The organism is Nocardiopsis sp. NPDC055879, from assembly GCF_053615935.1.
The window spans coordinates 58,638-80,688 of the sequence record NZ_JBSHCT010000009.1 but is presented as its reverse complement, the minus strand read 5'-3'; the positions used below and the strand labels follow the sequence as shown (position 1 = coordinate 80,688).

Here is a 22,051-nt window from a genome sequence, read left to right as displayed (position 1 = left end):
GGGAAAGTAAACCGCATTTCGGGCCGGGCCTTGGTTAAGCTCGGCGCAGGATCGCGGTGACGACCACCGTGGCAGCGGCGACGAAGGGCGGTCGGACATGACGTGGACGTGGCGATACCACGGGGCTGACGGTGCACCGGTGGAGGCGGCGGACGTACCCGCGGAGACGTTCACCTCGCGTGGCGACGCCGAGAGTTGGCTGGGCGAGAACTGGTCCGAGTTGGCGGAGGAGGGTGTGGGCACCGTCGCCCTGCTGGAGGAGGACCGCGAGGTCTACACGATGCCCCTCACCGGCGACGAGGACTGACCCGACGCAACAGCGAGGGGCCCGATCGCGTCGGCGATCGGACCCCTTCGTGTTCGGCTCGCGCACCCTTGGCTAGCCGCGGATGTTCTCCGGGCTCTTGGTGAGCGCGGGGTCGCTCCGGACGCTGTCACCCAGGACCTCGTCGATGCGGGCCATGAGCGCGGCGTCGAGCTTCACACCGGCCGCCTTGACGTTGCTCTCCACCTGCTCGGGGCGGGAGGCGCCGATGATCGCGGCGGACACGTTCCGGTTCTGTAGGACCCAGGCCACGGCCAGCTGCGACAGGGACAGCCCGGCCTCGGCGGCCAACGGCTCCAGCTCCTGCACCCGTTCCAACATCTCCTGGTCGGCGACCTTGTCCGCGAGGAACTTCTCGCTCTTGGGGTCGGCCGCGCGGGAACCGGCGGGCAATTCCCGGCCGGGCTTGTACTTGCCGGTCAGGATGCCACCGGCGATCGGAGACCACACGATCTGGCCGACGCCCTCACGCTCGGACAGCGGCACGATCTCGGACTCGATGACCCGCCAGAGCATGTTGTACTGCGGCTGGTTGGAGACGATCCGGTCGAAGCCCATCTCGTCGGCGATCTTCAGCGCCCGCTCGATCTCCTCGGCGCGCCACTCGGAGACACCGATGTAGAGGGCCTTGCCCTGACGGACCAGGTCCTCGAAGGCCCGCATCGTCTCTTCGAGCGGGGTGGTGTAGTCGAACCGGTGCGCCTGGTACAGGTCCAGGTAGTCGGTTCCCAGCCGCCGCAGGGAGTCCTCGCAGCCACGGATGATGTGCTTGCGGGACAGGCCCCTGTCGTTCTTGCCCTCGCCCATGGGCCAGTAGAGCTTGGAGAAGATCTCCAGCCCGTCGCGACGCTCGCCCTTCAGAGCGCGTCCGAGTACCTCTTCGGCCTTGCCCTGCGCGTAGCCATCGGCGGTGTCGAAGGTGGTGATGCCCGCGTCGAGCGCGGCCCGGACACAGGAGGTCGCGGTGTCCTCCTCGACCTGGGAACCGTGGGTGATCCAGTTCCCGTACGCGATCTCGCTGATGATGAGACCGCTGTTGCCCAAATGCCGAAATTCCATGCCAGAACTCTAGTGGTGCGGCCCTGGGATGACCACAACCGGCCCCACGGCTCCGGGGAGCGCTCCCGGGAACCGTCGCGGTGAGGGGTCGGGCGAAGGAAGGAGGACCGGTGCGCGCACCGGTCCTCGGGTCTTCGGGATGACGGGGATGGGGTGGGCGCTCAGCGTGCGCTCTTCGGGGTGGGGTCCTCGCCGACCTTGAGCCGGGGCTTGGGCAGACGCAGCCGACGGAACTGCAGCTGGCGCATGGCGGCGTACATGCCGATGCCGCGAAGCAGGTCGTCGTCGGGGAAGTACTGAGTGGCGCGCTTCTTCACGGTGCGGCCCACGAAGATGCCCTCGGCGATGATGGTGACCATCATCAGCGGCCAGATCACGTACGCGACACCCACCTGGAATGCGGGATTGTTCACGAAGAGCAGCAGGATGATCAGGATCGAGAACGGCAGGAAGAACTCACTGGCGCTACGGCGTGCGTCGATGAAGTCACGCGCGTAGGCACGGGCCGGGCTCAGGTCCTGGGGCCGGTAGTGCCGGGTGTCCTCACCCTTCGGTGCGCCGGGAACGGAACGTGTGACGCCTTTGGAGCGTTGGCGATCCAGACGGTCCCGGTAGGCGCGGTAGGCCTCCTTCCGTGTCTCGGGGGCCTTCACCGGCCGGCGCGGGACCGGTTCGGATTCCCTGCGCTTGGGGGTGGGCACACCCTTCTTGGGGGTATATCCCTTAGGTTGGGTGGCCTCAGAGGCCTCAGGGCTGGCGGATTCGGCTGAGGCCGAATCCGTGGCTGCGGAAGCGGAGCGACGTCGGAACACACCCTCAGGGTAGCCGGTCATAGCTTTATGGCGACCGCGGGCCAGACCGCGTAGGGTTGGGCAAAGCGCCCGCTGGGAACTGCCGATGTACGCAGCGAGAAGGGGACGGCCACGCCGATGAGCGTGTTTCAGCGACTTTCGATGATCTTCAAGTCGAAGGCCAACAAGGCCTTGGACTCCGTCGAGGACCCAAGGGAAACCCTCGACTACTCGTACCAGAAACAACTCGAGCTCCTGCAGAAGGTGCGCCGAGGCGTCGCCGACGTCGCGACCTCCCGTAAGCGCGTCGAGCTCCAGATCCAGCAGCTCGAACAACAGTCCGACAAGCTGCAGAACCAGGGCAAGGCGGCGCTGGGCCAGGGACGCGAGGACCTCGCCCGCGAAGCCCTCACCCGACGCTCCGGTCTGACCGGTCAGATCGAGGGCCTGCGCGAGCAGCACGCCAACCTCCAGGGCGAGGAGCAAAAGCTCACGATGGCCGCCCAGCGCCTGCAGGCGAAGGTCGACGCCTTCCGCACGCGCAAGGAGACCATCAAGGCGACCTACACCGCCGCCCAGGCCCAGACGCAGATCAGTGAGGCGTTCTCGGGCATCTCCGAGGAGATGGGCGACGTGGGCATGGCCGTGCAGCGGGCGGAGGACAAGACCGCCGAGATGCAGGCCCGTGCCGGCGCGGTCGACGAGCTGCTGGCCTCCGGCGCCCTCGACGACGTCACGGGCACCGGTCCGCGTGACGACATCCAGAGCGAGCTGGACCGCATGGCCAGCACCAGCGGCGTCGACGCCGAGCTTGAGCGGATGAAGCTCGAACTGGGCGGCGGCAGCGGTGGTTCCGCTCCGCAGCAGATCGAGGGTGGTAACGGTAGCCGGGAGGGCCAGTGATCGTCCGCATCATGGGTGAGGGTCAGGTGGACCTCACCGACGCCGACCTCGACGTACTCAACTCCTTCGACGCCGCTCTGGAGACCGCGATCGAGTCGGGCGACGAGGAGAAGTTCCGCAAGGCCCTGAACGACCTCCTGACGAAGGTGCGGGAGGACAGCAGGCCCCTGCCGGCGGACTCCCTGGAGCCCTCGCAGTTCATCCTGCCGCACGCCGACGCGAGCATGGACGAGGTCCGCAAGATGCTGCAGGACGACGGGCTCATCCCCGGATAGCCCATCCCCGGACAACGGACGCGGACATGTGTCCTCATGGGATTCACCACCACCGTCCGGGTGGGTCCCGTGCCGACGACGCGGATCAGGATCGGTTCCCTTCCGGCCCGGCCCGCGCCCAGTGCCTTCGCGCGTGTTCTTCGACCACGGCCGCCGTGACCCGTCACGGCGGCCGTGGTGTTTCTCGGTGACACCGGGACGACGAACACGCGACAATTCCGCTTTAACCCTTTTCTCACCTGGCCGAACTACACTCCGGAACAAACATCGTGGAGGGGAAAGCCGTGGCTGGTTCGAAGTTCCGTCCGGACCGTGGGCTGACGGCCCGGATGGTCACGACCATGTTCCTCCTGATCCTGGTCTACGTGGCGTTCATCGTGGGGCTGGTACTGGCCGGACTCAACATCTGGCTGGTGTTGATCCTGGTCGGCGCGTTCGCGCTGTTCTCCTACTTCTCCGCCGACAAGATCGCCATGTTCTCCATGGGAGCCAAGGAGGTCACCCCCGAACAGGCCCCCGACCTGCACGCCCTGGTCGACCGGTTGTGCGCCATGGCCGACATGTCCAAGCCCAAGGTCGGTATCGCCGACACCGACGTGCCCAACGCCTTCGCCACCGGCCACAGCGAGAAGTCCGCGGTCATCTGCGTGACCACCGGGTTGACGCGCCGCCTCGACGGCCCCGAGCTGGAGGCGGTCATCGCCCACGAGCTCTCCCACATCGCGCACCGCGACGTCATGGTCATGACCATCGCCGGGTTCCTGGGCATCGTCGCCGGGTTCCTCACCCAGGCCGGACTGCGCTTCGCCATGTTCGCCGGGGCCAGCGGCGGCCGGAGCAACAACAACGGTCCCGCGCCCGCCGTCATCGCCCTGCTCGTGGTGCTGGTCAGCGCCATCGCCTGGGCCCTGAGCTTCCTGCTCACCCGCGCCCTGTCCCGCTACCGCGAACTGTCCGCCGACCGTGCCGCGGCCTACCTCACCGGCCGCCCCTCGATGCTGGGCAGCGCGCTGTCCAAGATCACCGGCGACATGGCGGCCATCCCCACCCGGGACCTGCGTCAGGTCGAGCCGTTCAACGCCTTCTTCTTCGCCCCGGCCTTCGCGAAGAAGGGATTCAGCATGAGTCAGCTGATCGCCACCCACCCGCCGGTCGAACAGCGACTGGCCCAGCTCTCCGACATCTCCCGCCAACTCGGCCGCGGAGCCTGAGACGGGGGCGGGTCCGGGGAACCGGGACCGGGACACAGAGAGGACCCTCATGAGCTTCTGGCGCGCACTGCTGGGACGGTCGAAGCCGGCCGAACCCGATCTCGACGCGCTCTTCGGTCTGCCCACCGCGGCGCTGACCCTGCGGGCCGGGGTGGGCCTGGCGCCCACCGGCAGCGGTTCGGTGGCCTTCCGGGCCGCGGAGGGCGCCGCCTTCGCCGACGTCGAACGCGACGTCACCGCACTGCTGGACGCCGACGAAGGTCCGCCGGTGGAGCAGACCACCGACGACTACGGCTACACGTGGCTGGTGGTGCGCGGCGCCTCGACCTCGGAGGAGGCGAGCGGTGACGCACTCGCCGACACCGACATCAGCGGCCTGGTCACCGACCTGCACGCGGTCAACTCCACCCTGGAGGTCAACGGGTACGGTCCCTCGCTGCTCTGCTCGTTGGTGGGCTTCACCGACGGTTCCGGCCGCTCGGTCGGCCTGGTGTACCTGTACAAGCGGGGCACCTTCTATCCCTTCGCGCCCGCGGGCGGCAAACGCCGGGACAACGCCTTGGAGCTTCAGGTGGAGGCGGCGATCGGCGACGACCTGCCGATGGAGAAGGACCGGTCCCGCTGGTTCCCCGTCTACGGCGCGCCGGGACTTTGACGCCCACCCGGAACGGCCCGGAGTGACCTTCGGAAGATGGCATTGGGGCGCGGCCCGGATTACCCTGGTGGATACGGGCAGGCCCGTACGTCGCCCAGGTCACACGTACACCGTGGGGCCTGGCGGTGACAGGGCGAACACAGCGGCCGAACGGTGGAATGCCTCATCGGTCCCCGGTGTTGGGACCCGTTGAAGAGGACAGGACCCTCGGGGCCTGCCTCGTGAGCGACCGGGGTCGCCAGGCGGCCGCAACCCCTTTTCAGAGGAGCTTTACGACATGACGGTTCAGACCGAGGACACCGCGCAGGGAGTCATCCTCACCGACGAGGCGGCCGGCAAGGTCCGGTCCCTGCTCGACCAGGAGGGCCGCGACGACCTGCGCCTTCGCGTGGGTGTGCAGCCCGGTGGTTGCTCGGGGCTGCGCTACCAGCTCTACTTCGACGAGCGCGACCTCGACGGTGACATCATCACGGACTTCAGCGGGGTCGCGGTCGTCACCGACCGCAAGAGCGCTGCCTACCTCACCGGGGCGACCATCGACTTCGTCGACACGATCGAGAAGCAGGGCTTCACCATCGACAACCCGATGGCCACCGGATCCTGCGCCTGCGGCGACTCGTTCAACTAAGCGCCGCCGCTTCGCTCGGGGGTGTTCGGTCACCCCCGTGGTTCGGAACCGGGTCGATGGGGAGGATGGACGCGCGTCCGCGTCCATCCTCCCTTTCCGTTTTTCGGGTCGGGAAGGCTATTCGGCCCGCGTAATGGGTACCCTTGGCAGGTCCGAACGGGCGCGTGCCCGTGGCGGCTCGGCCGGCTCGCCCCGAGCGCCGATCCCTCTTCCCACCAAGGAGCCCACCTCCCGTGCGTATCGCGGTTGCCGGATCCATCGCCACCGACCACTTGATGTCCTTCGAGGGTCGGTTCGCCGAGCAGATCATCCCCGAGCAGATCCAGCAGTTGTCCCTGTCCTTCCTGATCGACGAGCTGGACGTGCGCCGCGGTGGCGTCGCGGCCAACATCTGCTTCGGTCTGGGCGCCTTCGGCCTGAACCCCGTCCTGGTCGGCGCGGCCGGACAGGACTTCGAGGAGTACCGCTCCTGGTTGGACCGCCACGGAGTCGACACCTCCTCCGTGCTCATCTCCGAACTGCGCCACACCGCGCGCTTCGTGTGCACCACCGACCGTGACCAGAACCAGATCGCCTCGTTCTACGCCGGCGCCATGGCCGAGGCCCGCAACATCGAGATCCAGCCGATCTCCGACCGGCTCGGCGGACTCGACCTCGTCCTGATCGGCGCGGACGACCCGGCCGCGATGGTCCGCCACAGCGAGGAGTGCCGTACCCGCGGCATCCCCTTCGCCGCCGACCCCTCCCAGCAGCTCGCTCGGATGGAGGGTCCTGAGGTGCGCACCCTCATCAAGGGCGCCGACCTGCTGTTCTCCAACGAGTACGAGAAGGCCCTGGCCGAGCAGAAGACCGGCTGGTCCGACGAGGAGATCCTCAACGAGGTCGGTACCCGCGTCACGACCCTGGGCGCCAAGGGTGCTCGGATCGACCGCCGGGGCGAGGAGAGCATCCACGTCGGGGCGGCGGCCGTGAACGAACTGGTCGACCCCACCGGCATGGGTGACTCCTTCCGTGCCGGGTTCCTGGCCGCGCATTCCCGGGGCCTGTCCCTGGAACGCGCCGCCCAGGTCGGCAACGCCACCGCCGTGCACTGCCTTGAGGCCGACGGTCCGCAGGAGTACACCCTCACCCCCGAGAGCCTGCTGGAGCGGATCGAGCGCTCCTACGGCACGGACGCCGCCACCGAGGTCAAGCCGCACCTGTAGTTCCGGGGCTTCGTTGGCGCTTCGGCCCGGAATCCGGGAGCCGGGCACCGCCCACGACCACGAGAACCACGGTTCTGGTCGGGGTGGTGCCCCGGACCCCGTAAAGTGGATGGTCGCGACCCGCACAGGTGCACCTGTGCCGCCCCGGTGCGCTGAAACGCGTACCGGTTCATTCGCCCAAGCCGTTCGCGCGGGGTCGCGCGCGGCGGTGGGGAACCCGCCTTCCGTTCGCCTCGCATTCGCGGGCACGGGGCTCGGGCGCCTCCGGCGCCTCCCAGTTCTAGGCCAGCCTTACCTGGGATTCCCTGATTCATCCTGAAAGGACTATGCATGCGCTACACCGGACCGAAGGTGCGGTTGTCCCGGCGCGCCGGCACTCCGCTGACCCGTAAGGCGGTCAGCTACTTCGAGAAGCGTCCGTACCCGCCCGGTGAGCACGGCCGTCGTGTTCGTCGCAACAGCTCTGACTACTCCGTTCGTATGGCGGAGAAGCAGAAGGTGCGCTGGTACTACGACCTGACCGAGAAGCAGCTGCTCCGCGTCTACGAGAACGCCAAGAAGCGCGCCGCCCGTACCGGTGAGGAGATGCTCACCGAGCTCGAACTGCGTCTGGCCACGGTCGTCCTGCGCTCGGGTCTGGCCGCGTCGATCTACGCCGCGCGTCAGTTCGTCAACCACGGTCACATCACCGTGGACGGCAAGAAGGTCGACATCCCGTCGTACCAGGTCAAGCCGGGCCAGATCATCAGCGTTCGGGAGAAGTCCCGCTCCATGGTCCCGTTCGTCGAGGCCGCCGAGGGCGTCCACGCCGACGACAAGATCGCCGGTTACCTGGCCGTGAGCCACAAGGACCTGCGCGTCGCGGTCATCGACCGCCCCAAGCGTGAGCAGATCCCGGTTCCCTTCGACGAGCAGCTCGTCGTCGAGTTCTACGCTCGCTAGGCACCTCCCGCACCGATGGGATCGGCCCCTGACGGGGCGGGCCCCGTCCGCGGGACAGGCCGCGCGGACCCCGGTCCGCGCGGCCTTCGTGTTGTGCCCGCCCGTCGCCTCACCTTCGGGGGAGGGGCGGGCGGGTGCTCCGCGCCGTGCCGAGAACACCGGCCGGCGCCAATCGTTATCGCAACGGGACCGAAGGTCTCATTCCGGTGCGGAGGGCGTCTTCGGGCGGTCAGTACATCCGTCGGATGTGAAAAGCGCTACCCCGCGCCAAGGGCCGCTCCGCGACGAACTCGTGCATCTTCATCCGGCACCAGGACGGTATGTCCGCGCTCGCGGCGGGATCGTCCGCGGTGACCGCGATGACCGCACCGATGGGCACTTCGTGCAATCGGGCGGCCAACATGATGATCGGAACAGGGCACTTGCGGCCCACCGCCTCCACGGTGACCAGGGGTCGCTGTTCGGTCGGTCGCTCGGGCACGTCCACTCCTCGTCGGTCGTCGTCCTGTGTCCTTATCTTGACCTGGGCCGCTCGAAAAGGCGCACCCGGTTAAGGGTGTCGTAAACCCAGCGATACGCTCGCCTTAGTCTCGTGCCGAGAACGCGCGCACCCCCGCCCACGGCGGTGATGTGCGGGAACCCGGCCGAGGGTCCGGGGATACGCCGGGCCGCGCCTCGTAGCCAGCCGGGAGGAAGTCCCTCGCGGGCGACCTGGCCCGGCTCCGCGAGACGGACGAGCGTTCCGGGAGGCACGCCTGGCACAACACGCTGACCAGGTGAGCCCATGAGCGGCACCTCGACCGGTTCGCGATAATGTTTCCCCCTGAAAAGCTTTGGATACTTAGGCCGCCCGTGGAGGATCCGCGGGCTTCACCGCTGGGAAGGCAATCCGTGAGTCCGACCCGCCAAAAAAATCGGCGCTCGACACTGCGCCGATGGGCACCACGCGGCGCCGCGCTCGCCGTGTTGGGGCTGGCCGCGACCGGCTGCGCGTCGAACGAGCTCACTCGTTTGGGCATGCCGGAACCGATCACCGAGCAGGCCGAGCGTGTTCTCGCGCTCTGGCAGGGCTCGTGGGTCACCGCTTTCGCGGTCGGCATTCTCGTATGGGGACTGTTCATCTGGACGATCCTCTTCCACCGCAAGCGCTCTGAGCAGTTGCCGCCGCAGGTGCGGTACAACATGCCCATCGAAGCGCTGTACACCGTGTTGCCGATCGTCGTCATCTCGGTGCTCTTCTTCTTCACCGCCCGAGACCAGGCGTACCTGATGGAGACCGAAGAGCCCGCGGACGTGCATGTTGAGGTCGTGGCCTTCCAATGGGCCTGGCAGTTCAACTACATGGACGACACCAAGGAGAACGGTGGGGAGGTGCTCCACTCCGAGGTGGGTATCCCCAACCCGGACGGCACCGCCGACCGCTCCACTCAGCCCACCCTCGTCCTGCCCGAGAACTCGGTCGTCCACTTCGACCTCCACTCTCCCGACGTCATCCACTCCTTCTGGATCCCGGCGTTCGGTTTCAAGATGGACGTCATCCCCGGACGCGACAACGCGTTCCAGGTCGACATGACCGAGGGCACCGAGGGCACGTACGTCGGTCGTTGCGCCGAGCTGTGCGGTGTCGACCACACCCGCATGCTCTTCAACGTCGAGGTCCTGCCGCAGGACGAGTACGAGGCCTGGGACGCCGAACAGGAACAACTGGCCTCCGAGGAGGCCGACGCCGAGGGTCTGGTGGAGGATTCCACCGACTCGGCCGAGGGTTCCGGGGCCGAGGGCACCGGGGCCGAGGGCTCCGGCGCCGAGGCGACCGAGGAGAATGACGAGTGATGAGTACGACGGCAACCGAGGCGACCAAGCCTCGCACCGATGGTCAGGCACCGTCGCGCAAGGGGTCGCTCCTCGTCAACTGGATGACGTCGACCGACCACAAGATCATCGGGTACATGTACCTGATCACCTCCTTCGCCTTCTTCCTCTTCGGCGGGGTGCTGGCGGTCCTGATGCGTCTGGAGCTGTTCTCGCCGGGCATGCAGTTCATGTCCAACGAGCAGTTCAACCAGCTGTTCACCATGCATGGCACGATCATGCTGCTGATGTTCGCGACCCCGCTGTTCGTCGGGTTCGCGAACGTCATGATGCCGATTCAGATCGGTTCGCCCGACGTGGCGTTCCCGAGGATGAACCTGTTCGGCTACTACCTGTTCCTCTTCGGTAGCCTCATCGCGATCAGCGGGTTCCTGACCCCGGGTGGCGCGGCCAGCTTCGGTTGGTTCGCCTACACCCCGCTGTCGGACGCGGTGCGCTCTCCCGGACTGGGCGGCGACCTGTGGATCCTGGGCCTGGCCGTGTCCGGTCTGGCCACCATCCTCGGTGCGGTCAACTTCATCACCACCGCCCTGTGCATGCGCGCACCCGGTATGACGATGTTCCGCATGTCGATCTTCACCTGGAACGTGGTCCTGACCAGCGTCCTGGTGCTCATCGCCTTCCCGGTCCTGACCGGAGCCCTGATCGCGCTGGGCGCCGACCGCATGGTCGGTACCCACGTGTTCGACCCGGCGCACGGCGGCGCCATCCTGTGGCAGCACCTGTTCTGGTTCTTCGGTCACCCCGAGGTGTACATCATCGCGTTGCCGTTCTTCGGTATCGCGACCGAGATCCTGCCGGTGTTCAGCCGCAAGCCGATCTTCGGTTACAAGAGCCTGGTGGCGGCCACCATCGCCATCGCCGGCCTCTCCGTGACCGTGTGGGCGCACCACATGTTCCCGACCGGCGCGGTGTTGTTGCCGTTCTTCTCGTTCATGACGTTCCTCATCGCGGTACCGACCGGTGTGAAGTTCTTCAACTGGATCGGCACGATGTGGCGGGGGCAGCTCTCCTTCGAGACGCCGATGCTGTTCACGATCGGCTTCCTGGCGACCTTCCTCTTCGGTGGTATCACCGGCGTCATCCTGGCCTCGCCGCCGCTGGACTTCCACGTCACCGACTCTTACTTCGTGGTGGCGCACTTCCACTACGTGGTGTTCGGCACCGTGGTGTTCGCGATGTTCGCGGGCTTCTACTTCTGGTGGCCCAAGTTCACCGGCAAGATGCTCAACGAGAAGCTCGGCAAGTTCCACTTCTGGCTGCTGTTCCTGGGTTTCCACGGCACGTTCCTGGTGCAGCACTGGCTGGGTGTGGCGGGCTTCCCGCGTCGTTACGCCGACTACCTGCCCGACGACGGGTTCACCGAGCTGAACCAGATCTCCTCGATCTCCTCGTTCGTCCTCGCCGCCTCGACGCTGATCTTCTTCTGGAACATCTACGTCACCGCGAAGAAGGCGCCGATGGTGGAGGTGGACGACCCGTGGGGTTACGGCTGTTCCCTGGAGTGGGCCACGTCCTGCCCGCCGCCCAGGCACAACTTCACGTCGCTGCCGCGGATCCGGTCCGAGCGTCCGGCCTTCGACCTCAACCACCCGCACGTCGCGGCCCCCGGTGCCGTCGCCGCCGGTGCCGAGAAGAAGTAGGAGGCGGCCCATATGAAGATGCAGGCCTACCTGTTCATGGGGATCGCGACCTTCTTCGGTCTGGTCGGTGCCCTGTACATCTACTGGTCCTACCTGGAGACCGGCCAGATCGAGTGGGCCGGTTCCACCATCCTGATCATCGGCATCGGCTTCGGCTGGATGATCGGGTTCTGGCTCTGGCAGTCGGCTCGCCGTAGTGAGCACCACCACGGGCTTCCCCCCGAGGAGCGCCTCGACGGTGAGATCGCCGAGAACTCCGGCGAGTACGGGTTCTTCAGCCCGCACAGCTGGTGGCCGATGTTCGTCGCGCTGGCCGTCGCCTTCACGGCGGTCGGTATGGCGATCGGTTGGTGGATGCTGTTCCTCGGCTTCCTGGCCATCATCCTGACCACGATCGGCTGGGTCTTCGAGTACTACCGCAAGGAGTTCCAGCACTGAGATCGACCCCGGAGGCGATTGCTCTTCGAGGGAAGATGATCACCCAGGGTAAGATGTGAGTGTCACCGCCCCGGTGGCCGGCCACGCGTCCGTGTGACGCGTGCCGGGCACCGGGGCCGTTGTTTTATCGTTGCCCGAAGGGCACGGAAAGGCTCCGGCCCTGGCCGGATGCTCCGGTGCGCCGACCGAATGGACGTTGGAGGACTGTGTGAAGCGACGAGCCCACTCACGAGGGGCCCTGGCCATGGCCGTGCTCGTCCTGCTCACCGCCTGCAGCACCGATGAGGAGCCGGAGACGGACGAGCAGGCCACCGAGGAGGCCGGTCCCGAGGTCACCATCACCCCCGAACCGGGAGCCACCGAGATCGCGCCGAACACCCCGGTCCGGGTCGCGGCCGAGGGCGGGACCATCACCGACGTGCGGATCGACCAGGTCGACCCGTCCGAGGCGTCCGAGGCGGGCGACGGTGAGGCGGAGGGGGCGGAGGAACCCACGGTCCACGACGTCACCGGCACCCTCAACGAGGCCGAGGACGCCTGGGTGGCCGATTGGAACCTGCATCCCGGTTCGGCGATCACCGTGACCGCGACCGCCACCGACGCCGAGGGCGAGGAGACCGAGGTCGTCTCCGAGTTCACCACGCAGGACACCACGGAAGGGCAGAGCCTCGAACTGGTCTCCAACTTCCCCACCTCGGGGCAGACCGTCGGGGTGGGCATGCCCGTGATCATCAACTTCGACCTGCCCGTCACCAACAAGGAGCAGGTGGAGAACTCCATGGAGGTCATCTCCGAGGAGGAGGCGCAGGGGGCCTGGAACTGGGTCTCCGACCAGATGGCGGTCTTTCGACCGGAGGAGTACTGGGAGCCCTACCAGGAGATCGCGGTCGACCTGCACCTGGCCGGGGTGGAGGCCTCCGACGGTGTCTTCGGGGTGAGCGATCACCGCATCGAGTTCGAGGTCGGTAGGGAGATGATCTCCACGATGCATGTCCCCGACCACGAGATGGAGGTGTCCGTCGACGGTGAGAACGTCCGCACCATCCCGGTGAGCAACGGGGCCGCCGACGAACGCTTCAACACGACGACCTCCGGTGTCCACCTCACCATGGAGAAGTACGAGTCCCTGGTGATGGACTCCGCCACCGTCGGAATCGAGGAGGGGGAACCCGGTCACTACCGACTGGACGTCGACTGGGCGGTGCGCACCTCCAACAGCGGCGAGTTCTCCCACGCCGCCCCTTGGAACGCCGGCAACCTGGGCAGCGCCAACACCTCCAACGGGTGCACCAACATGACCGTCGAGGACGCTCGTTGGTTCCACGACGAGTCGCTGATGGGCGACGTCCTGGAGACCACCGGTACCGACCGCGAGCTGGAATGGGACAACGGCTGGGGCTTCTACCAGCGCTCCTGGGAGGAGTGGCTGGAGCAGAGCGCCACCGGTGAGCCCCAGGGCACCGACGGGTCGGGAACCCCCGGGGACGTCCATGGGGAGGACCTCTAGGAGGCAGGGGCCACGGGGACGCCTCAGATCCCCTCAGGGCCTCTCAGGAGGTCGTCAAGGCGACTCAGGGTCTGATCCCAACCCCACTCCCGGGTAACCCATTCGCGGCCGCGTGCGCCCATCAGGGCGGCGCGGTCGCGGTCTTTCAGGAGTCGAATGAGCGCTCGGGCTGCGGGACCGGGCAAGGATCCGTCCACCACGTGCCCGGTCTCGCCCTCCAGGACCGTGTCCGGGGCGCCGCCCGAGGACCCCGCCACCACCGGCAACCCGGTGGCCGACGCCTCCAGGTAGACCATCCCCAGGCCCTCCACGTCCAGCCCGCCCCGCCGGGTCCGACACGGCATGGCGAACACGTCGCCCGCGTCGTAGTGGGCGGGCAGGTCCTCGGCCCGGACCGGGCCGGTGAAGCGCACCGAGTCCAGCCCGGCGGCGGCCGAACGCAGCCGGGAGGCGTAAGGACCCTCGCCCACCAAAAGCAATACCGCGTCGGGGACGTCCGCCAGCACCCGCGGCCAGGCACGGATCAGGGTGTCCTGCCCCTTGCGCGGCACCATGCGCGAGACGCACACCACCACGGGGCGTTCGCCCAACCCCAGACGTTCGCGCACCTCCTCGCCTCCGGCGCCGGGCCGGAAACGGTCGGTGTCCACGCCGGGGGCCAACCGGCGCATGCGCGCGCCGGCGGCGGGGGACAGGGAGCGCGCCAACCGGCGTCGGGTGTATTCGCCCAGGTAGGTGACGGTGTCCACGGTGTCGCCGATCCGTCGCAGCGCCGTGGCGGGCCCGGGTAGGACGGTCCAACCGGTCTCATGCCCGTGGGTGAGCGCGACCTGCCGCAGGGGACGCAGGTGGGCCGCGGCCAACCCCAACGGGGCCGCGGCGCCGTAGAGCACGGAGTCGCACCCTTCGAGTTCGGCGATCACCCGCGCCCGTCGCACCACTCGTGGAGTGGGCAGCAGCACCTTGGCCGCGTCCCGCACGATCGGGAAGGGCTGACGGAGGTCGAAGTGGGGGTCGGCCGCCTGGTCGGCGGCTTGGGGGGAGGAGCAGTAGACCACGACCGACCCGGGCCGGTGGCGCAGGGCGAGCTCGTGCACGAAGGACTCGATGCCGCCCGCGCGGGGTGGGAAGTCGTTGGTGATGATCAGGGTTCGCGACACCCTGGTGAGTCTAGGGGGAGTTTCCTCGGGGGTTGCGGAAAGACGCCTCGGGCCCGTGGCGAACGCACCACGGGCCCGGGCGAAGCGGAGAGGCGACAGGTCACGGCCGCACGGCGGTGGTGAAGCTGGAGCGGTAGTAGTCGTTGAGGGTGACCGTGCCGATGGGGCGCGAGGACGTGGAGGCGTGCACCATCACGTTGTCGCCCGCGTACAGGCCCACGTGGGTGGGGCTGGCGCCGTAGAAGAACATCAGGTCTCCGGGCTGCATGTTCTCCCAGGACACCCGCTGTCCGGCGTTGACCTGGTCGTAGGTGGTGCGCGGCAGGTTGACGCCCGCCTGGGCCCAGGCGGCCTGGGTCAGCCCGGAGCAGTCGTAGCCGCCCGGTCCGGTGCCGCCCCAGACGTAGGGCTTGCCGATCTGGGCGTAGGCGAAGTCCAGGGCGACCTGGGCGTTGCCGGTGGCCGGGCCGGTGTAGTTCGCACCGCCGCCGCTGTCGCCGCCGCCGCTCCCACTGTCGTTGCCGACGTTCTCGGTGGCCTCGGCCTGTTCCTCGGCGGAGAGTTCTTCGAGCAGTTCCTCCTGCTCGGCGATGGAGGCCTCGGCCTCCTCGGTGGCCTCCTCCGCGTCCTCCAACGCGTCGGCGGCGCTCTCCTCGGTGGACTCCGCCTCCTCGCGCAGGGACTCCAGGTGCTCCAGCTCGTCGACGTACTGATCCAGGCCGGCCTGCTGCTGCTCGGACAGGTACGTGAGATCGGCCTGGTGCTCCAGGGCCTCCTCGGGGCCGGTAGCGCCGATCAAGTGGGTGGGCGAGGTCGGATCGACACCGGTGTAGGCGATGTTGGCCAGGCTACGTACCCCGCCGCTCAGCTCGTCGATGGTCTCCTCGGCGGTCTCGATGTCGCCGAGCAGTTCTTCGAGCTTCTCCTCCGCGGCCTCGTGCGCCTCCTGGGCGTCGTTGTAGGCCGCGTTGAGCTCGATGAACTCCTCTTCGAGACTCTCGATCTCCTCTCGCACCTCGTCGGCGGTCGGCTCGGCGTGCGCCACGGCGGTGGGGGCGAGGAAGGCCCCGACGCAGATCGAGGCGATGACGGCCGATCGGCGACCGGAGGCGCCACGGAATGCAGACACTGGCAACACCTTTCTCCCCTCGTCCCGGATGAGGCGGGAACAAGGGAGTGCACCGGGCGGGACCAAGTCGAAGAGGTCGACCGAAAGGCTGCGGGGAGTGACCCGGCCCGGACGTGGTCGTCACCGACGGGGTTCGGTGAAGAGGAGCGACCACGCTCGGCGATGAACATTAGTGCATCCCTTGGGCCGCTCTCAACTGATTCGTGACGTTCCGGTGCATCAGGCGGCCTGTCCGAAACTCCTGACTTGCCGTTACCCGGTGTCACCGCGAAACGAAAAAGGGCCGCCGTCCCGGAAGGGACGACGGCCTCGACGAGTGTCGGCGCGGCGCGCTACAGGCGCACGGCGAACTCGAACTGACCGGCCCAGTAGGCGGCCAGTCCCACGACCTCGATGTTGCGGCCCGTGCGAGGGGCGTGCACCATCTGGTTGTTGCCGGCGTAGAGACCGTTGTGGGCCTGGCCGGAGAAGAACATGATGTCGCCCGGCTGGAGCGAGCCCATGTCGTTGATACGGGTGCCGAGCCCGGCCTGGGCGTAGGTGGTACGCGGCAGGTCCACGCCCGCGGCCCGCCAGGACGCCTGGACCAGACCGGAGCAGTCGTATCCGTTGGGGCCGGTGCCGCCGTAGACGTAGGGCAGGCCCACCTTCGAGTAGGCGAAGTCCAGGGCGCTGGAGGCGTTGCCGCTGCCCTCGTGGGACTGCCCGGCGCTGTCGTCGGCGCCCTCGCCGGAGCTGTCCGCGTCGGGGAACTGCGCGAGGAGTTCCTGCTGCTCCTCGATGGCGGACTCGACCTCGTCCTTGGCCTCCTCGCTCTCCTCCAAGGTGTCCTCGGCCTCGTCGAGGGACGTCTCGGCCTCGTCCTTGAGTGCGAAGAGACGCTCGGAGGAGTCACCGAAGTCGTCGAGTTGGGACTGCTGGGCGTCCGACAGGTAGTTCAGGTCGGCGTTCTGCGCCAGCAGGGCCTCGGGGCCGTCGGAGGTGAGGATGTTCGTGGTGGAGTCGAGCTCGCCGCCCTGGTAGGTGGCGTTGGCGAACTGCTGGACCTGCTCGCGCAGCTCGTCGTAGCGATCCTGCTCGTCCCCGACCTGTTCGTCGAGTTCGTCGTAGGCGGCCTTGGCCGTCTCGTAGTCCTCTTCGGCCTGGTTGTAGGCCTCGACTGCCTCCGAGGCCTCCTGGTTCAGTTCCTCGATGCGGTCCTCGACCTCGTCCTGGGTCGGTTCCGCATGGGCGATGCCGGGGGCGATGAAGGTGCCGGCGGCGACCACACCGAGGCCGGTCGTAGCGATTCGGCGAGCAGTACGCCGACCACCGGGGTTCTTCATGGCGGTCCACGCTCCTTGAGTGTCTGAGAAGTCCGCAGGGGTGACTGGGAGACGGAAAGGGTAGGGGGCCCACGCCTTGAGGCGGGCCGACATGAGTGTGCGGGCCCTCGCCGGGGTGGGGTGGCACAAAGGTGGCCTTCTACCCGACGAAGCACTCACGTTCGGGATGAACCTAGCGGACGCGCCTTCCCCTCTCAACCACAACGAGCCTCGGTCACCACCACGCTCGGTGGTGACCGTGGTCACAACAGGCGCGTTCTCAATCGAGTCTTCGCAGGAAGATCAGGGAGGGGACGGCCCGAGCGCCGACCCCGCGCACCGCCTGGACGATCTCCTTGTCGGATGTCACAACGGCGATCGGCCGGCCCGGGGGCTCGGCCCGCACCAGCCGGACTATGACCTCGTCCGCGGTCTCCCCGGGCGCGCTGAACAACAATCGGACCCGGCGGCTGGGCGTCACCGGGGGAGTGTCCACGTCCGCGCCATCGAACACACAGGTGATCTCCGCCTTGGTGCGACTCGCCAGCCCCTCCAACGAGGCGAGCAGGCGATTGCGCTGATCGGCCAACGGCAGGTTCCCGTAGCCGGTCTTGGTGACGTTGTAGCCGTCCACCAGCAGATGAACCCGAGGCACGGTCAACAGGTGGTCCAGCAGACCCGGGTCGTCGTCGGGCAGCCCGCCCAAGGACACCCGACGCTGTTCCTCATGGGCCTCGGCGACCAGGTCGGCGGGGCTGTCCAGGCCGGTGGGAAGCGCGAGCTCGCGACGCAGTCCGTGTGAGGCGTCCACCAACACGTCCAACAGCACACGCAGACGCGCCTCGTCGGCGTTGCGGCCGGCGCGCACCGCGCGGCGGGAGTTCTCCACCTGGGCCTCGGCGTCGGCCAGCCGGGAACGCAACCGACGGTTCTCCACTTCGAGGCCGCTGATCCGCCCCTCGGTCTCGTCCCGACGGTCCCGGATCTCGGACAGGACCTGTTCGGCCTCGGCGGTGGCCGTCTTGGCGCGTTGACGCTCGTGATGCACCTTGCGGCGCAGCTCGGCGATCTCGGCGCGCTGCTCGACGATGGTGGCGCGCTGTCGCTCCAGGTCCGTCTGGAGGCCGCGGCGGGCCTCCTCCAGCTCCCGGCGTACGCTCTCCAGCGCCTCGGCGGCCTCATCCACCTCCTTGGCGCTGTGCCGACGGTCCAGTTCGAGGTGGACGTCCTCGATGATCCCGGCCCACCCGGGGGGACGCAGCAGGTACGCGCAGGCGGCCACCGTCACCGGATCGGCGGCGGGCGGGACCACCCCGGACCGCATGCCCTCGGCGAGTTCGGGCCACACCTGCTCCACGCGAGCGGCGACCAGACCACGAAAGTCCGCGTCGGTCTCCAACTGCGCGGCGATCTGCGGTCCGGCCAGTCGTGCGCGTCGACGGGGCTCGAACCTGGCCACCCTGCGCAGCACGGGCGGCAGGTCCGACGCGCGCATGCCGCCCAACACGTCGGACCCGTACTCCACGACCCGCGCGCGCACCGGCTCGGGCAGGGAGCGCACGAGGTGCTCCTCACCGTCCTCCCGCTCGGAGCGGTCCTCCTCGCCGGAGCCGCCCGTCACCGGGCCGGGGCTCATGACCGACCCGTCGGGCTCTCCGCCGAAGTGTCGGGGACCGACTGTTCGGCGTCAGGACGGGGGACGATCTCCACACTGTCGGTGGCGCCGCACCAACGGCACTTCACCCGTTCGATCGTCTCCGCCAGCACGGTGCGCTCCTCGACGGCGCCGGCGCCGGACAGCTCCTGGTGCACGTAGTCCTGCGAACGCACGGTGCGCGTCACGTCGAACCGCGTGAGATTGCCGCACCCGGTGCATCGCCAACGCTCATCGTCACCCGGCATCGCGATCCCCACGGTTCCTCCTCGGTGTCGTTGCCTGTTCGTGGCGGCCGTCGCCGGACCCATCGGTCACTCGACGTCGGGACCGCCCACGCCCACATCTTTCCATGTCGGGTGGGTCGACCGGCATCCCGGACGGGTTCGGTCGTCACCCCCGACTAACCTGACCGCGTGGTTGGACAGCCCGCGACGCCCTTCGGCGACCAGACCAGCATCGACGACCTCGGCACTCCACTGGCCGGGGCCACCTTCGTCGTGGTCGACCTGGAGACGACCGGAACCAGCGCCTCCAAGTCCCGGATCACCGAGATCGGGGCCGTACGCGTTCGCGGCGGCGGGATCATCGGCGAGTACACCACCCTCGTCGACCCGGGAATGCTCATCCCGGCCAACATCACCCTGCTGACCGGCATCACCCAGGCGATGGTGGCCACGGCCCCGCCGATCGAGAAGGTCCTGCCGGAGCTGCTCGCGTTCCTGGAAGAGGCCCCCGGCACCGTTCTGGTCGCCCACAACGCGCCCTTCGACACCGGTTTCCTCAAGGCCGCCTGCGAACGTGCGGGCCTGGAATGGCCGGCGCCCCCGGTGGTCGACACCCTGCGCCTGGCCAGGGCCCTGCTCCCCGCGCCCCAGGTCCGTAACCACCGACTGGGCACGCTCGCCACCTACTTCGGAGCCCACGTCGCCCCCACCCACCGGGCGTTGGACGACGCCCGCGCCACCGTGGACGTGCTCAACGGGCTCATCGAACGCCTCACCCCGCTGGGCGTCACCAGCCTGGAGGAGTTGCGCTCGGTCGCCAAACCCGCCACCCGCGCCCAGCGGGCCAGACGCCACCTGGCCGAGGACCTGCCCGAACGCCCCGGCGTGTACGTGTTCAACGATGCCCAGGGGCGCAGCCTGTACGTCGGCAAGAGCAACAACCTGCGCCGACGAGTGGCCTCCTACTTCACCGCGGCCGAATCGCGCCGCCGCATCCGGGAGATGGCCGGCCTGGTGGTGTCGGTGACCCCCATCGTGTGCACCACCGACCTGGAGGCCTCGGTCCGCGAACTGCGGATCATCGCCGAACGCAAACCACCGTTCAACCGTCGCTCCCGCAACCCGGAGAACGCCCGCTGGGTCAAGCTCACCACGGACACCTACCCCCGGCTGTCGGTCGTGCGGGCGGTTCGCGACGACGGCGCCCCCTACCTGGGCCCCTACAACTCGGCACGCGAGGCCGAGGAGGCCAAGGAGGCACTGTTGCACGCGCTGCCGCTGCGCCAGTGCACCCACACCTTCGCCCCGCCCGAACGGGTGGTCCCCAAGTGCGTGCTCGCCCAACTGGGCCGCTGTGGCGCGCCCTGCGACGGCACCGAGCCCCTGGACGCCTACACGGTCCACTCCGAGGCCGCCCGCACCGCCATGACCACCGACCCGGCCGTGGTCTTGGACGCCCTCACCGGACGCATCCGCGAGCTGTCCGAGGACCTGCGCTACGAAGAGGCGGCGAGCCTGCGCGACCGCCTCATGGCCTTCCTGCGCGGCGCCCGCCGAGTCCAACGGCTCACCGCCATCGCCGCGGTACCGCACCTGGTCGCCTCACGCCCCGGCGCCACCGGATGGGAGACGATCGTGGTCCGTCACGGACGCCTGGCCGCGAGCGCCGTCCTCACACCGGGCACCGACCCCACCGCTTTCCTGGCCTCCCTGGTCGCCACCGCCGAACGCGTCCCGCCCGGTCACGGGCCGGTCCCCAACGCCACCGCGGGGGAGAGCGAACTGATCCTGGACTGGCTCGTCACGCCCGGCGCACGCCTGGTGGAGGTCGAAGGTGAGTGGACATGCCCGTTGCGGGGAGCCGAAGCGCACACTCGGATGACACACTGGGCCCATGGCCGCGCTTCCGCTCAATGACGACCACCCCGTCCGCCGCGCCCCGGTCGTGGCCTACGGCCTGATCGCGGTCAACGTGCTCGTCTACCTGCTCTCCCCGCAGGCCGCCACCGCCGTCTGGTATCCCGTCGACCTGTTCGAACGCGTGTGTTCGATCGACGCGTACTTCATGCGCTGGGGCGCCATCCCCGACGAGATGCTCGGCCGGGTCGACCTGGCCGAACCGTTGACCCCCGAATGCGGACCCATCGACGGCAAGGTCGTCTGGTTCTCGGTGCTCAGCTCGATGTTCCTGCACGGCGGCTCCGCCCACCTTCTCGGCAACATGGTGTACCTGTTCGTGTTCGGTCCCGTCGTCGAGGACCGGCTCGGCAAGGTCCGTTTCCTGCTGCTGTACCTGGCCACCGGGGTGGTCGCCGCGTTCGGGCACGCGCTGGTCGACCAGGACGGCGGGATCCCCATGATCGGGGCCTCCGGGGCCATCTCCGGGGTGCTCGGCGCCTATCTCGTGGTCCAGTTCCGAAGCCGGGTCACCACCCTGGTGTTCGGGGTGATCCCGATGCGTCTGCCCGGGTGGGCCGTGGTGGGAAGCTACTTCGCGCTTCAGTATCTTCTCTACGTCACATCCTCGACCGCCCCGGGCGGCGGATCCAGCGTGGCCTACGCGGCACACGTCTACGGCTTCGTCGCGGGGGTGATCGCGGGACTGGCGGTCTACCGACTGCGGTGGCGCTCCGGAACACGCCTATCGGACGTGTACTAGGGGTGTCTCGTCCCGCACATGCTCTACCAACGCCAGGAGGCACAGTGATCACCGCGATCGTCATGATCAAGGCCGACGTCCACCGCATCCCCGAGGTCGCCGAGGCCATCGCCGACATCGACGGGGTCAGTGAGGTCTACTCCGTGACCGGCGGCGTCGACCTCATCGCCATGGTGCGGGTCCGGCGCCACGAGGACCTGGCGGACGTGATCCCCGGCCGGGTCAACAAGGTGCCCGGTGTGACCTCCTCCGACACCCACATCTCCTTCCAGACCTACTCCAAGCACGACCTGGAGTCGGCCTTCGCGATCGGTTGGTAGAACCGGTCGGGCAGGCGAAAACACGAGGGGCGGGGGGGGTGGGGCAACCCCCCCCCCCCCCCCGGCCGAGCAGGACCCCCACACCCGCCCCCCGGCCGCACACCCCCCTTGCGCGCACCGGGCTGGGGGGCCCCCCCGGGTGGA

General features: G+C 68.4%; 23 protein-coding genes. 15 read left to right on the top strand and 8 right to left on the bottom strand.

Going from position 1 to position 22,051, the window contains the following annotated elements; all coding sequences use genetic code 11:
* Nucleotides 1-97 precede the first annotated feature (97 nt).
* Nucleotides 98-307 (top strand): hypothetical protein, encoded by a 210-nt coding sequence (locus ACWGKS_RS12495; protein ID WP_358514557.1) that lies wholly within the window; start codon nucleotides 98-100, stop codon nucleotides 305-307.
* Nucleotides 308-379: 72 nt separating this feature from the next.
* Here ACWGKS_RS12495 and ACWGKS_RS12490 read toward each other — a convergent pair whose 3' ends face one another.
* A complete protein-coding gene (locus ACWGKS_RS12490) occupies nucleotides 380-1,384 on the bottom strand; it encodes an aldo/keto reductase family protein (protein WP_358514555.1) in 1,005 nt (334 codons plus the stop codon).
* Between the two features lie 161 nt (nucleotides 1,385-1,545).
* Nucleotides 1,546-2,217: a DUF3043 domain-containing protein gene (locus tag ACWGKS_RS12485; protein ID WP_358514553.1), complete on the bottom strand. Its 672-nt coding sequence runs from the start codon at nucleotides 2,215-2,217 to the stop codon at nucleotides 1,546-1,548.
* Nucleotides 2,218-2,313: 96 nt separating this feature from the next.
* Between ACWGKS_RS12485 and ACWGKS_RS12480 the strand changes: the two genes are divergently transcribed.
* The 7 genes from ACWGKS_RS12480 to rpsD all read left to right on the top strand — a co-directional run bounded on the left by ACWGKS_RS12480 (nucleotide 2,314) and on the right by rpsD (nucleotide 7,994).
* On the top strand, nucleotides 2,314-3,078 hold the full coding sequence (locus ACWGKS_RS12480) for a PspA/IM30 family protein (RefSeq protein WP_358514551.1): 765 nt from the start codon (nucleotides 2,314-2,316) through the stop codon (nucleotides 3,076-3,078).
* Nucleotides 3,075-3,353, top strand: a complete 279-nt coding sequence (gene pspAA, locus ACWGKS_RS12475; protein WP_358514549.1) for a PspA-associated protein PspAA — start codon at nucleotides 3,075-3,077, stop codon at nucleotides 3,351-3,353. The genes ACWGKS_RS12480 and pspAA overlap by 4 nt, the downstream gene beginning before the upstream one ends.
* A gap of 284 nt (nucleotides 3,354-3,637) precedes the next feature.
* Nucleotides 3,638-4,564 carry a zinc metalloprotease HtpX gene (gene htpX, locus ACWGKS_RS12470; RefSeq protein ID WP_358514547.1) on the top strand — a complete coding sequence of 309 codons (927 nt, stop codon included), beginning with the start codon at nucleotides 3,638-3,640 and terminating at the stop codon, nucleotides 4,562-4,564.
* Nucleotides 4,565-4,613: 49 nt separating this feature from the next.
* Nucleotides 4,614-5,219, top strand: coding sequence for a PspA-associated protein PspAB (gene pspAB / locus ACWGKS_RS12465; RefSeq protein ID WP_358514545.1), 606 nt, complete (start codon nucleotides 4,614-4,616; stop codon nucleotides 5,217-5,219).
* Between the two features lie 277 nt (nucleotides 5,220-5,496).
* Nucleotides 5,497-5,847, top strand: a complete 351-nt coding sequence (locus ACWGKS_RS12460; RefSeq protein WP_358514543.1) for a HesB/IscA family protein — start codon at nucleotides 5,497-5,499, stop codon at nucleotides 5,845-5,847.
* Between the two features lie 233 nt (nucleotides 5,848-6,080).
* A complete protein-coding gene (locus tag ACWGKS_RS12455; RefSeq protein WP_358514541.1) occupies nucleotides 6,081-7,052 on the top strand; it encodes a carbohydrate kinase family protein in 972 nt (323 codons plus the stop codon).
* 330 nt (nucleotides 7,053-7,382) lie between these two features.
* Nucleotides 7,383-7,994, top strand: coding sequence for a 30S ribosomal protein S4 (gene rpsD / locus ACWGKS_RS12450; RefSeq protein WP_067606537.1), 612 nt, complete (start codon nucleotides 7,383-7,385; stop codon nucleotides 7,992-7,994).
* A 229-nt stretch (nucleotides 7,995-8,223) separates the two neighbouring features.
* Here the strand turns inward: rpsD and ACWGKS_RS12445 are convergent, their stop codons facing one another.
* A complete protein-coding gene (locus ACWGKS_RS12445) occupies nucleotides 8,224-8,481 on the bottom strand; it encodes a sulfurtransferase TusA family protein (protein ID WP_067606539.1) in 258 nt (85 codons plus the stop codon).
* A 404-nt stretch (nucleotides 8,482-8,885) separates the two neighbouring features.
* Here ACWGKS_RS12445 and ctaC point away from each other — a divergent pair, with 404 nt between their 5' ends.
* The 4 genes from ctaC (at nucleotide 8,886) to ACWGKS_RS12425 (ending at nucleotide 13,454) form a co-directional block, all read left to right on the top strand.
* Nucleotides 8,886-9,827 (top strand): aa3-type cytochrome oxidase subunit II, encoded by a 942-nt coding sequence (ctaC, locus tag ACWGKS_RS12440; protein WP_452455662.1) that lies wholly within the window; start codon nucleotides 8,886-8,888, stop codon nucleotides 9,825-9,827.
* The gene (gene ctaD / locus ACWGKS_RS12435) at nucleotides 9,827-11,509 is read left to right on the top strand and encodes an aa3-type cytochrome oxidase subunit I (protein WP_452455663.1); all 1,683 of its coding nucleotides are present in this window, start codon (nucleotides 9,827-9,829) and stop codon (nucleotides 11,507-11,509) included. Before ctaC ends, ctaD begins: the two co-directional genes overlap by 1 nt.
* A gap of 12 nt (nucleotides 11,510-11,521) precedes the next feature.
* Complete coding sequence (locus ACWGKS_RS12430) at nucleotides 11,522-11,947, top strand: cytochrome c oxidase subunit 4 (protein WP_358515442.1); 426 nt, start codon at nucleotides 11,522-11,524, stop codon at nucleotides 11,945-11,947.
* 244 nt (nucleotides 11,948-12,191) lie between these two features.
* Nucleotides 12,192-13,454, top strand: coding sequence for an Ig-like domain-containing protein (locus ACWGKS_RS12425; protein ID WP_452455705.1), 1,263 nt, complete (start codon nucleotides 12,192-12,194; stop codon nucleotides 13,452-13,454).
* 23 nt (nucleotides 13,455-13,477) lie between these two features.
* Here the strand turns inward: ACWGKS_RS12425 and ACWGKS_RS12420 are convergent, their stop codons facing one another.
* The 5 genes from ACWGKS_RS12420 to ACWGKS_RS12400 form a co-directional block, all read right to left on the bottom strand.
* On the bottom strand, nucleotides 13,478-14,614 hold the full coding sequence (locus ACWGKS_RS12420) for a glycosyltransferase family 4 protein (RefSeq protein WP_358515436.1): 1,137 nt from the start codon (nucleotides 14,612-14,614) through the stop codon (nucleotides 13,478-13,480).
* Nucleotides 14,615-14,714: 100 nt separating this feature from the next.
* Nucleotides 14,715-15,743: a C40 family peptidase gene (locus tag ACWGKS_RS12415; protein WP_358515434.1), complete on the bottom strand. Its 1,029-nt coding sequence runs from the start codon at nucleotides 15,741-15,743 to the stop codon at nucleotides 14,715-14,717.
* A gap of 332 nt (nucleotides 15,744-16,075) precedes the next feature.
* Complete coding sequence (locus ACWGKS_RS12410; protein ID WP_358515433.1) at nucleotides 16,076-17,068, bottom strand: C40 family peptidase; 993 nt, start codon at nucleotides 17,066-17,068, stop codon at nucleotides 16,076-16,078.
* Nucleotides 17,069-17,327: 259 nt separating this feature from the next.
* Complete coding sequence (locus tag ACWGKS_RS12405) at nucleotides 17,328-18,683, bottom strand: NYN domain-containing protein (RefSeq protein WP_358515431.1); 1,356 nt, start codon at nucleotides 18,681-18,683, stop codon at nucleotides 17,328-17,330.
* A complete protein-coding gene (locus ACWGKS_RS12400) occupies nucleotides 18,680-18,961 on the bottom strand; it encodes a hypothetical protein (protein WP_358515429.1) in 282 nt (93 codons plus the stop codon). The genes ACWGKS_RS12405 and ACWGKS_RS12400 overlap by 4 nt, the downstream gene beginning before the upstream one ends.
* A gap of 156 nt (nucleotides 18,962-19,117) precedes the next feature.
* On the opposite strand from ACWGKS_RS12400, the gene ACWGKS_RS12395 reads away from it, so the two are divergent.
* From ACWGKS_RS12395 to ACWGKS_RS12385, 3 genes are read left to right on the top strand one after another with little or no spacing between them, the layout of a single operon-like run.
* Nucleotides 19,118-20,845 carry a DEDD exonuclease domain-containing protein gene (locus ACWGKS_RS12395; RefSeq protein ID WP_358515427.1) on the top strand — a complete coding sequence of 576 codons (1,728 nt, stop codon included), beginning with the start codon at nucleotides 19,118-19,120 and terminating at the stop codon, nucleotides 20,843-20,845.
* The gene (locus tag ACWGKS_RS12390) at nucleotides 20,823-21,587 is read left to right on the top strand and encodes a rhomboid family intramembrane serine protease (protein ID WP_358515424.1); all 765 of its coding nucleotides are present in this window, start codon (nucleotides 20,823-20,825) and stop codon (nucleotides 21,585-21,587) included. The genes ACWGKS_RS12395 and ACWGKS_RS12390 overlap by 23 nt, the downstream gene beginning before the upstream one ends.
* A gap of 44 nt (nucleotides 21,588-21,631) precedes the next feature.
* The gene (locus ACWGKS_RS12385) at nucleotides 21,632-21,907 is read left to right on the top strand and encodes an Lrp/AsnC family transcriptional regulator (RefSeq protein WP_067606568.1); all 276 of its coding nucleotides are present in this window, start codon (nucleotides 21,632-21,634) and stop codon (nucleotides 21,905-21,907) included.
* Nucleotides 21,908-22,051 lie beyond the last annotated feature (144 nt).

Bases quoted from the DNA above. Each gene is read 5' to 3' on its own strand.
- ACWGKS_RS12495 (WP_358514557.1), top strand. From the start codon at position 98: ATGACGTGGACGTGGCGATACCACGGGGCTGACGGTGCACCGGTGGAG.
- ACWGKS_RS12490 (WP_358514555.1), bottom strand. From the start codon at position 1,384: ATGGAATTTCGGCATTTGGGCAACAGCGGTCTCATCATCAGCGAGATC.
- ACWGKS_RS12485 (WP_358514553.1), bottom strand. From the start codon at position 2,217: ATGACCGGCTACCCTGAGGGTGTGTTCCGACGTCGCTCCGCTTCCGCA.
- ACWGKS_RS12480 (WP_358514551.1), top strand. From the start codon at position 2,314: ATGAGCGTGTTTCAGCGACTTTCGATGATCTTCAAGTCGAAGGCCAAC.
- pspAB (WP_358514545.1), top strand. From the start codon at position 4,614: ATGAGCTTCTGGCGCGCACTGCTGGGACGGTCGAAGCCGGCCGAACCC.
- ACWGKS_RS12460 (WP_358514543.1), top strand. From the start codon at position 5,497: ATGACGGTTCAGACCGAGGACACCGCGCAGGGAGTCATCCTCACCGAC.
- rpsD (WP_067606537.1), top strand. From the start codon at position 7,383: ATGCGCTACACCGGACCGAAGGTGCGGTTGTCCCGGCGCGCCGGCACT.
- ctaD (WP_452455663.1), top strand. From the start codon at position 9,827: ATGAGTACGACGGCAACCGAGGCGACCAAGCCTCGCACCGATGGTCAG.
- ACWGKS_RS12430 (WP_358515442.1), top strand. From the start codon at position 11,522: ATGAAGATGCAGGCCTACCTGTTCATGGGGATCGCGACCTTCTTCGGT.
- ACWGKS_RS12425 (WP_452455705.1), top strand. From the start codon at position 12,192: ATGGCCGTGCTCGTCCTGCTCACCGCCTGCAGCACCGATGAGGAGCCG.
- ACWGKS_RS12410 (WP_358515433.1), bottom strand. From the start codon at position 17,068: ATGAAGAACCCCGGTGGTCGGCGTACTGCTCGCCGAATCGCTACGACC.
- ACWGKS_RS12405 (WP_358515431.1), bottom strand. From the start codon at position 18,683: ATGAGCCCCGGCCCGGTGACGGGCGGCTCCGGCGAGGAGGACCGCTCC.
- ACWGKS_RS12390 (WP_358515424.1), top strand. From the start codon at position 20,823: ATGGCCGCGCTTCCGCTCAATGACGACCACCCCGTCCGCCGCGCCCCG.